Source organism: Hymenobacter agri, assembly GCF_054778495.1.
The window spans coordinates 1-10312 of record NZ_BAAGZM010000105.1; the positions used below are offsets into that span (position 1 = coordinate 1).

Annotated in this window: 5 protein-coding genes and 1 pseudogene; 4 read left to right on the forward strand and 2 right to left on the reverse strand. The window is 61.2% G+C overall.

Annotation, left to right across the window (positions count from 1 at the left end; translation table 11 throughout):
• Together ACYVDE_RS07890 and ACYVDE_RS07895 are read left to right on the forward strand one after the other, a co-directional pair.
• Window positions 1-150 (forward strand): annotated as a pseudogene (locus tag ACYVDE_RS07890) (methionyl-tRNA formyltransferase); the annotation flags it as partial.
• Window position 151: 1 nt separating this feature from the next.
• Window positions 152-643 (forward strand): dihydrofolate reductase, encoded by a 492-nt coding sequence (locus tag ACYVDE_RS07895; protein ID WP_460500938.1) that lies wholly within the window; start codon window positions 152-154, stop codon window positions 641-643.
• A gap of 98 nt (window positions 644-741) precedes the next feature.
• Here the strand turns inward: ACYVDE_RS07895 and porU2 are convergent, their stop codons facing one another.
• The gene (gene porU2, locus ACYVDE_RS07900; RefSeq protein ID WP_460500939.1) at window positions 742-5928 is read right to left on the reverse strand and encodes a putative type IX secretion system sortase PorU2; all 5187 of its coding nucleotides are present in this window, start codon (window positions 5926-5928) and stop codon (window positions 742-744) included.
• Window positions 5929-5987: 59 nt separating this feature from the next.
• Window positions 5988-7103, reverse strand: coding sequence for a PorV/PorQ family protein (locus tag ACYVDE_RS07905; protein WP_460500940.1), 1116 nt, complete (start codon window positions 7101-7103; stop codon window positions 5988-5990).
• A gap of 368 nt (window positions 7104-7471) precedes the next feature.
• On the opposite strand from ACYVDE_RS07905, the gene ACYVDE_RS07910 reads away from it, so the two are divergent.
• Together ACYVDE_RS07910 and ACYVDE_RS07915 are read left to right on the forward strand one after the other, a co-directional pair.
• Entirely contained in the window at window positions 7472-7819 is a 348-nt protein-coding gene (locus ACYVDE_RS07910) for a PadR family transcriptional regulator (RefSeq protein ID WP_241934467.1), read from the forward strand.
• 62 nt (window positions 7820-7881) lie between these two features.
• On the forward strand, window positions 7882-10312 hold a 2431-nt coding region (locus ACYVDE_RS07915), incomplete at its 3' end, for a PspC domain-containing protein (RefSeq protein ID WP_460500941.1).

The window sequence follows — 10312 nt, forward strand, 5'->3', positions numbered from 1 at the left end:
GCCACGCCCGGCACCTGGGCTTCGGATGGGCGGCGCTACCTGCGCGTGGCCGCCGCCGACGGCTGGCTCGACCTGCTCGACGTGCAGCTGGAAGGCAAGAAGCGCATGCCGGTGGAGGAATTACTACGAGGCTTTAAACCGAATTTTTAAGATGGTCGCATTAGTAGTCGCCGTAGCCGAAAACGGCATCATCGGCCAAAATGGGGAATTGCCCTGGGGTCGCATGCCCGCCGACCTGCGGCATTTCAAGCAGCTCACCCTGGGCCACCCGGTGGTGATGGGCCGCAAAACGTTCGACAGCATCGGCAACGCCCTGCCCGGCCGGCCCAACCTCGTGGTGACGCGCCAGGCTAATTGGGCCGCGCCCGGCTGTGAGGCGGCCGCGTCTGTGCTCGGCGCGCTCGAACGGGCCCGCCAATTGGACGCCGATACCGTGTGCGTGATTGGCGGCGGCGAAATCTACCGCGAGGCCCTGCCTGCGGCCGACGTGGTGTACCTCACCGAAATTCATCACGCATTCGAAGGTGATGCTTCTTTTCCGCCGCTCTCGCCGACTGAGTGGCGCGAAGAAACCCGCGAGCGCCACGAAGCCGACGAAAAGCATGCATATGCTTACAGCTTCGTAACGCTGCGCCGGAGGTAGCGGAAAAATGGCGAATGAGTAAATGAGTGAGGGGACGTTCAATGGCTGACTGCCGTCGAACGTCCCCTCACTCATTTACTCATTCGCCATTTTTCCGGCTAGCGCATCAGCACCAGCTTGCCCCAGTCATTTTTAAAGGCCTTATCGCCAGCCGTGTCGCGGTGTGAGAACGAGACGTTGCTATCGTCGTAGGCCACCCGGTAGAGGTAGGTACCGTTGGCCAGGCGGTCGCCGTAGCTGTCGGTACCGTCCCAGGCGTAGTCGGTGATGTTGTTGCCGATGTGCAGCGGCCCCAGCTCGTTCATGAAAATCTCGCGCACCACGCGCCCGGTGAGGCTCATAATCTGGATTTTCATGTTGCGCGGCAGCTCCTGCCCCGTCACGGTGAATACGAAGCGCGCCTTGCTAATCACCGGGTTCGGGTACGGGTACACATTGCTGATGGTCGCGGCATTCACCACTTCGAATGAAATCTGCATTTCCTGCGCAGCAGCAGCGGTGTTGTTGGGGTCGCGGCCCTGCACGCGCAACGTGTATTTGCCGTCAGGCAGCGGGCCGTTCAGGCCCGGCTCATAGGTGAGGCGGGCCACGCTGCCCTTGCTGGTATCGACAGTGAAGTGCACGTCGTTGCCCGTGAGCGGCACCAATGTGCCCAAACCGGTTTGGCCGGGCCGTAGCAGCGTGAGCGTAAAGGCCGAGGCATCGGTGATGTGCTGCACCTGGTCTTCGTCGTTGAGCTGCACCACAATTACCGGCCGCGCCGACACTAACTCGCCGTTGAGGATGTGACGGCCATCAACGGCCACGTCGAGCGTGGGGGGCACGTTGCGGTTGATGACCGTAAATTCTGGTAGAATCAACTCGTTGTTGGCGTAGTTCTGCTCGGGTTGCAGACGCGGATTCACCACCACTTCTATCTGGAAACGCCCATACCGGCCTGCCATATCAATGCTGGCAGTAATGGTGGCCGTTTCGCCCGGCAGGGGCGCCGGCGTACTCACCAGAGGTGCCACAAACCGCACAGTGTTGTTGCTGAGGTCGCGCAACTGAATACGGGTACTGAGCGGGCCACTGAATGTCTCGGTCGACACGTTTTTAAACTTCACCGGGAAGCTTACCACGCCCGGGGAAGTGGTAGCCTGCGCTAGCAGTGTTGCCGCTGCGTAGGTGCTGGCCGGCACGGCATCGCGCAGTACCACGCCCTCGGGCAGGCCGCGCGAGGTGACGAGCCACTGCCGCAGCTGCGGAGCCATGTGCGCCGTATCCGACATCGCCAGGTCGAGGCGCAGGTAGGGATAGGTGGCGGCCGAAACCACCCCAGTCAAGGACTGCGTGGTCAGCACGCCCGTGCCTGGGATGGTCACGTTAGGCAGCACCGTAGTCTCTTTACCAGTGGCATCAACCCCGATTACGTTGAGCGTGTACTGAGCGCTGCTATTAGGTCTCACAATGGAAGCGTAGAGATTATTCCATTGCTGCGACGGGCCGATGAGCGTGGAGACAACACGCCCCGTAGTACCTTTTTGCAGCAGCGTGTCGGCCAGTTCAATCCGCTGGTTATATGGCAGCGTACCGGCGCTACGGTCAGGGCCTTTTTCGTGCAGCAGGCGGCCGGTAGTTGCCGTCAGCTTCTGGCCAACCACGGCCAGGGGCTCACCATCGGCCAGCGTGGTGATGAGCTGCGAGCCGAGCAACGTTTGCAACCGGGTTTTAAGGGCAGCAGGCAGCAGCGAGTAGCGCAGCCGATTGGTTGAAATCACGGCCACATAGGCGTTGTTAGGGATAGCAGTCAAAAAGGCATCGAGCTGCTGCTGCCGGGTCGCGCTGTAGTTGAGGTTATCCAGCGTATCACTCGCATTGGCCCGGGTGGCCGCCGAGAAGTAGTAGGCATAGTTGGGAACCTGGCCGCACCGCTGGTACGCGGCGGGCATCACCAGCGGGCGCAACGAGGTGCCATCGTACACGGCAATCAGCAGGTTGGGCGACTCCACGCCACAGTTGCTCACGGTAGGCACCCCGGCCGACTGTAGGTAGATGCCGCCGCCCAGCAGGTTGTCAAACTGCGGGGTTGAGCGCGGGGCGCCGCCCCCTATCGTGCGCAGCACCAGCGGCACCCGCGCAGAGGCAAATGTCCAACTCGTGGGCGGACCACTCACCTCCACCCCGGTCAGGGCGTTGCGTTTGAACTGCGCGGCATGGCTTTGCGACCACCCCGACGGGCTATTGGGAATTACCCGAAACGAAGACACTACCCAGCTGCCATCTTCGCTCGCCGCGGGCGTCTGAAAACGAGCACGCCAGAACCAGACCACACTATCGCGCCCGGCCACGGTGGCAGGCAGCGTAGGCAGCCACTCAGCCAGCACGCTGGCCGTAACGGTCGTGGTTTTCTTCTGCGACGAGGTAAATCCGGGGTCCGTATCGAGCTCCAGCTCATACACCCGCGAAACTTCATTGGGATTGTTGGACTGCGCTGCCAGACGCGGTGTAACCGTCGAAGCAATGGCGAACTCGGTCGGGTTTAGCAGGGTGAGGCCACCGGTCAGGAAGGTAAAGTCAATCTGGGCCGTGTTGTTGCTTTCGTTCGACTCGGCAATCTTATTATCCGGGTCCAGCGCTACTTGGAAGGTACTGGCCACGAAAAGCCCGGGATAATCATTGGGAATGGTCAGTGCGTAGCTGGTTTGCGAAGTAAAAGCCTGTGGAAACGAAAACCGGTACACCTTATTCGTTTTACCGGGCGTAATTCGGGTTACGCTGATTTCGATGGGGTCGAAGGTCACTTTACCTGGGTTGCTTACGCCCACGTTCAGCACAAAACTGGGCGATGCCGCCGTTACGGGGCCCGCGCCCGGGGCCGGTACAATTGAGAGGGTGGCCGAACTGGCCACAAAGTCGGGCAAGGCCGGCGAGTACAGGGCGATGGTCGGGTCGCCCTGCCAGGTCGTGCACAGCATCTGCTCGGCACCAATATTATCGCTGAAAAGCGGTTGGTGCTGCAGCCGGCGTACCATTTCGTCGTGGACGACGGTGATGGGCTTTCCGTACCAGTTTTTGTCGTTGAATAGCAGTTTCGTCAGCGTGTCGGCAGCTACCTCGAGCTGGTTGGGAAAGCCGAAGCCAGATTCGCCCAGCGAGCCAATGGCTCCTTTCTGCTCGGCAAACAGGTAGTCTTCTACTACCGTGGGCGTTGATACGCCGGTGAAGTTTCCGGCGCAGCCATTCAAAAACAGCACCGGGTAACGCCCCGGGTTGTTGTAGCTCGGGGCGGTGGAGGGCTTGCCGAAATCCAGCTTGAACGTATTGTTAGACCCGTGCCCGAAGTACGTAATCATGGATAGGCCCGGGTTCAAGTAGGAGGAAATATCAACCGAACTGGCCAGGGTAGTGGTTCTGACTTCGGTTTTTACCACCTGCCCACCAAGGTAGGGCTGCCTCACGCGGTCGCCGATTCGGTCTACTATCATCTTGAAGTCGGCGCTTTCGGCGGCATCATCCCCCCCGACCAGATGCAGCATGTTTTTGCGCCAGGGAGCTGGGCCGGCCGACTCGTGCGTCCGGAGCTTGTCCAAGTAATTTTTTATCTGCCGGGGCGTCGTCACAGTCAGGCGCCCCGCGTGTAGCTTGGCAGTGAAATCGTTGTTGGCGAAATCGGCCGTCAACATATTATCCGATTCTGAACGCCCATTGGTGGGCACGAGGTCGAGGCCAACCTCCCCGAGGCCTCGGGTGGTAGTGCTAGTGAACAGCACCGGACCGGTTGCCGGAAGAGGCCGTTCGGACGGTACCAACCCTTTGCCTAGCAATAGCAAGTACCGATTGGTTGCATTGGGCGTAGCAGCGGCCATCCAGCGGCTGAAATGCCGCAGTGCCAGCCACGACCGGTCGCCGTAAGAGAACTGGTCGTACAGTTGAGGGGCCGTGACCATCAGGGTGTCGTAGCCCCCGCCCGCGGCCGACTTCCGATAGGCGGCGTAGTCTTTGGCCGCATTCACAATGCCCGAGGCTGCATCGGGCCGCATCAGCTTGGGATGCGTGATGATGATGAAGGTGGGCGTAGCCGGGTTGATTGTCCGAAACTTCACTTCGCGGGCGGCCGTGAGTGGCACCGCCAACCGCGCTTCATCGGCGAGCAGCAATGCGCGCGTCCCCGCTGGGGTAGCGCTGGCAAACACGTACTGGCGGCGCTGAAACCCGCCGCTTACTGCCGTACCCGGCACGCGCTGCACGTTGTAGGGGTCCTGGATGTCGAAGCCCGCCACCGAGGCCGGAATGGAATCCAGCTCGTAGGTCGCCGGGCCCGTCAGCAGCGAGTCGTGTTGAAAAAACACGCTGTTGCGATTCGGAAACCATCGGTTAGCCTGGGGCACAATCACCCGGAAATAGCCAATCTGAATCTTATCGGTGGGGTCGTTCAGGTCAGTTGGCCGTATTTGCACCGCGCACGTGCCATTAGGGCCAATATCTGAACGCAGAATGGGAAAGGACTGCCGGGCGCGCTGCGTGCCCGAAAAGTTGATAATGCCCAACTGGCGCAACGTGCCCGCGGGCGTGCGGATGGATACCTGGGTGCGGTGCGTATAGATGGTACTCCCCATCACCAGCACCTCAAGGCGTGGCGACGGCCCCGAACTGGCGACGTTGCGCACCACTGAGTCGGCCGCCATGTTAATATCGCCAGAGAAGTACCCTTCGCCCGGCTCAACCCAAGGCAGAAAATTATACCGGTTCAATGGCACATCGTAGTACACTTCCGTCCGCAGGTTCAGCATATTAGAAATGCGATGCGGGTGCGGCGTTCCCGGGGTGGCCACCGGCTGCTGCATGCGCCGCCCTCCCCGGGCTGAACTCCAGGTGATGAAGTAGGCCGATGTATCGGTGTAAAAATTATAGTATTGATGCGCCTGTTCGGCAGGAGTCTTATACAGCTCTACATCAAGCCGCCCGTCGTTGCGCTGGCCGTAGAACTCCAGAAACGTCGTGGCATCAAGCACCGCCTGGTTGCCACCACCATACACGGCTATCTCGCGGCCCCGCCGCCAAATTTGGAGTTGGCTGGGCGCCACACCGGTAATCCCGGCCGCCGTCAGGTACTGGTAGTTGATTTTATAGATGCCGTCCTTCGCCACCTTCAACTTGAAGTAGCGTTGCCCCGGCACAATCCATTCGTTGCCCACCGGGCCCGACTGTGCGTAGCTGGTGCTACTGCCAGCCACCAGTAGCCAGCACAGCATCAGCAGCGGCCAGCAGCGACGCAGCGGAAAGTAATTGGTAGTATTGCTCATATCATTTCAGAAACGTTGGGTAGCTAATTTCTTTTGCGCACGTTGGTGCCGTCTCAAGCCTATTTGAAGCCGTAGCCCAGCGAGACAATCAGCGAATTGGTTTGGGAGGTGCTGCCGAGCTTCTCCACGGCCAGGCGCGACAGGGCCAGGTCGATGCGCAGGCCGCTCACGGCCACGCCGGCGCCCAGGCTGTACTGTCCTTTCCACTGCTTGCGCTGGTCTACTACGCTACTGATTTGCTGGTAGTTGCCGGCGCCGCCGCGCAGAAACACCAGGTTACGGTAGCCGATTTCCACGCCCGCGCTGGGGTTTACGCTCACGGCTTTGGTTGAAATCGGGGTGCCGCGCTGGCCGTCGGTGGTGGTTTCGAGGTCGGCGGCTACCAGGGCCGAGAATTGCTTGGGCAGTTCGAAGCGCCGTCCCACGCCCAGCACGAAGCGCGGCAGCGTGATTTCAGTGCTGTTTTTGGGCACCTCGTCTTTCAGGTTGGCCTGGGTACTGTTCACCCCTTTCAGGTATTCGTCGGCATTGATGGACCAGGCGTTGAACGTTGTGGTGATATCGCGGGCCATTAAACCCAGGTTCCAGCCTTTGTGGTTGTACTGCACGCCAGCATCAATGCCGAAGCCGTAGCCGTGGGCAAACTTGCCGATGTTGCGGTAGATAAACTTGCCGTTGGCCCCCACGCTCAGCCCTTCCACGCCCAGCTTGCGGGCGTAGGAGAGCAGCAGCGCATAGTCGGCCACCGAGAAGTATTCAATCTTACTGTAGTCGACGTAGCCGTACTCGTTCACCAGGGCGCGGGTATCGGCAATGTTATCCACACCCAGGCGCAGCACGCTGGCCCCGATGGCGCTTTTGTCGTCGAGCGGCATGGAGAAGGCGGCGTAGTCGTTTTTCACTACGCCCGAAAACAGCTCCGAGTGCATCAGCACGCCGTCGTACTTGTGGGTTTGGTTCACCAGGCCGGCGGGGTTCCAGTAGCCGGCGGTGGCGTCGTTGGCCAGGCTCACCTGCACTTTGCCCATGCCCAGGGCCCGGGCCCCTACCCCAATGTTCAGGAATTCGTTGCTGTATTTGGGGGTTTTGGTCGACTGAGCGGCGGCGGGCAAGGCCAGTGCAACGGTGGAACCCAGTACGAGCAGCCGAGTGGCAGCAGCGGAAAGTTGGGACATAGAAGGAGGGAAATGAGGCTAGTGCGCGGACGGAACGCAAGTTACTCCATTATAGTGCGTCGGGGCCCACCAATTTCGAGCCAAAGGCCCCGCCCCTCGCCGAATGCGACTGTTGGCCCTACATACGAAATCGACTGGCGCGCGGGCTTGCGGCCGGCCGGACTTTCGACTTTGCCCGCGGGAGTTTGCCTGACAGGTAGTGGGCACGGTGCATATCGCGCTTTTTCTATAAAATTTTCTTACTGACTATCAATACATAGCGAAATATTTTAGCTATTTCGATTGAATTATTTATCCAGTACCTTGCGTTACAAAGTACCTACCATACATTTGTACTGTTCGTCACCCACTAGTCAACCAACTCGCCCATGAAACTCGAGAACACCCAGGTTCAGATGCGCAAGGGAATCCTTGAGTTCTGCATCCTGGAAATCATCGCCCGCGGCGAAGCCTACGCCTCCGACATGCTGGAGGAGTTGACTTCGGCCCGCATGATTGTGGTGGAGGGCACGCTCTACCCGTTGCTCACCCGCCTCAAGAATGCCGCCCTGCTGGACTACGTCTGGAAGGAAAGCACCAGCGGCCCGCCCCGCAAATACTACACCCTCACCGACGAAGGCCGCAAGTTTCTGGAGGAGCTGCGCGATACCTGGGAGGAAATGGCCACCTCGGTCGGCATCATCCGCCATAGCCGGCCGCCCGGCGACAGCCGCTAACTCCGCCTTCTTTTTCTGCTTCACTCACCAGCATCCAATCGGCCCGTTCGGCCCTCTTTCACATGAAAAAGAACATCAGCATCAACTTACAAGGACTCATCTTCCACATCGAGGAAGACGGTTTTGAAGTCCTTAGTCGCTACCTGGCCGAGGTGAAGGCCCACTTCGCCAGCTACCGCGGCCACGCCGACATTGTGGCCGACATCGAAGGCCGCATCGCCGAGTTGTTCTCGGCCCGCCTCTCGCCCCTGCAGCAGGTTATCACCCTGGATGATGTGCAGGCCATGATGGCCAAAATGGGCCGCGTAAGCGACTTTGCCGACGAAACCGACGAGGACGACGAGGTAACGGCCGAAGAAGACGCCGCCTCGGCCGGCTACGCCCGCCCCGCCGCCGGCGCCTATGCCAATACCACGGCCGCCGCCGATGCCGCAGCCGCCGTGCCCGGCGAAGGCAAGCGCCTGTACCGCGACATGGCCAACCGCAAAATTGCGGGCGTAGCTGCCGGCATTGCACAGTACTTCGTCATCAATCCGCTGTGGGTGCGGCTAGGCTTCGTGTTTGCCACGCTGCTCTCGCCCACCATCCGCATCTGGGGCTGGGATAACGGCCACAACCACGGCCGCGTCGACTTCGGCGGTTTGGTGGTGCTGGGCTACATCATCCTCTGGATTTTGCTGCCCAAGCGCTACGACGCCCCCGCCCACCCCGAAGCCCTGCTGAACACGGGCCCGCTGGCCGGCCGCCGCTTGTTCCGCGACACGGGTACCGGCAAAGTAGCCGGCGTAGCCGCCGGCCTGGCCGCCTACTTCAACATTGACGTGACGCTGGTGCGTGTGCTGATGCTGGCCGGCCTGTTTGCCGGGGGCTTCACCTTCCTGCTCTACATCATTCTCTGGATAGTATTGCCCGAGGCCAAAACGGTCTCGGACAAGCTCCGGATGCGCGGCGATGCCATGACGCTGGAAAGCTTCGATAACAGCGCCCGCACCAACGCCTTTGCCGATGGCCCCGCCACCACCAACCGCCCCGTGGGCGCTTTCGTGGAAGATGCGGCCCGCACCCTGCGTCCGGCCGTTGATTTTGTGGGCTCGGCCGTGCGCATTGTGGCCGGTGTGCTGCTCACGCTCACGGGTTTCTCACTCCTTTTGGGCGTGGCCATTGTGCTGGGCGCGGGCATTGGCCTGCTGCCCGCTTCGCAGAACATTGTGATGGGCGATGCCCCGGCCCACGTGCTGCTGCACGGCGTACCGGGCTGGACGATTCTGGCCGGGGCCCTGCTGGCCGGCATTCCGGCCCTGTGGCTGTTGCTGGGTGGCTTGAACCTGCTGTTCCGCCACAGCTTTATGACGCGCACCGTGGGCCTGTCGCTGCTGGGTTTGTGGCTGCTGAGCATTGTGGGTGTGGTGGCCGGCGTGGCCCAGCAAAGCCGCCAGTACCAGTACGATGCGCAAGTGGAGCAGCTCGAGCAATTCCCCAAGCTGACTACGCCGGTACTCATGCTTGATGCGCGCCGCGTTGACCGTCAGTGGGAGCAGCACGTGAATTTGCGCCTGGCCGCCGCCGACAGCGGCAAAGTGGTGGAAGTGCTGCGCACCCTCGGCGCCAAAGGCCCGAGCGAAGACGAAGCCCGCCGCACCGCCCTCACCACCATCGACTACACGGTGCGCCCCAGCGGCGACTCCTCGCTGGTGTTCGACGACCACTTCTCCTTCCTGCCCAACTCGGCCTACCGCAAGCAGGAGCTCGAAATCACACTGCGCCTGCCCCGCGACCGCACCTTCCGCCTGAGCCGCGACTTTGCCTACGACCTGCTCGACGACGAGGACTTCGTGAACAACCGCCGCCCCGAAGACCCCGAGCAGCACCGCTACCGCCTGCGCGGCAACAAGCTGGAGTGCATCGCCTGCACCGATGAGCAGCTGGGCCGCAACGAGGACAACAACGACGACTCGGACGTGAACATCAACATCGACACCGATAATGACAACGACAGCGCCGACGACAACAGCAACGACGATGACGACGATAACGACAGCAACGGCCGTAGCGGCCTCTCGCTGAACTACGGCGGCGCGCCCAGCTTCGACACCGACCTGAACAGCTACGGCAGCAACCGCCGCACCTTCGACGAAACCGGCTTCAACCACGTAACGGTAGCCGGCAACTACCGGGTGGTGGTGCGCCAGGGCAGCAATTTCAAGATTGAGGCCGCCGGCGAGGAAGACGCCCTCAACGACCTGCGCGTGGAACGCGAAGGCGACGAACTGGTGGTGAAGCCCCGCAACACCAAGCTCTTCGGCGGCGACTGGGGCCGTAGCAGCCGCAAGGTGCTGGTGCGCATCGAAATGCCCCGCATCGAACGCATCTCGCTGGCCGGGGCCGTGCAGGGCGACCTCGGCGGCTTCGACCGCCAAGACAACCTGCGCATCGAGCAGGCCGGCGCCAGCCACCTGCGCCTGAACGGCAGCTACGGCATCCTGCGCCTCGAGG

What these genes read in the sequence shown, in the direction of transcription:
- ACYVDE_RS07895 (WP_460500938.1), top strand. Translation starts at nt 152, where the DNA reads ATGGTCGCATTAGTAGTCGCCGTAGCCGAAAACGGCATCATCGGCCAA.
- porU2 (WP_460500939.1), bottom strand. Translation starts at nt 5,928, where the DNA reads ATGAGCAATACTACCAATTACTTTCCGCTGCGTCGCTGCTGGCCGCTG.
- ACYVDE_RS07905 (WP_460500940.1), bottom strand. Translation starts at nt 7,103, where the DNA reads ATGTCCCAACTTTCCGCTGCTGCCACTCGGCTGCTCGTACTGGGTTCC.
- ACYVDE_RS07910 (WP_241934467.1), top strand. Translation starts at nt 7,472, where the DNA reads ATGAAACTCGAGAACACCCAGGTTCAGATGCGCAAGGGAATCCTTGAG.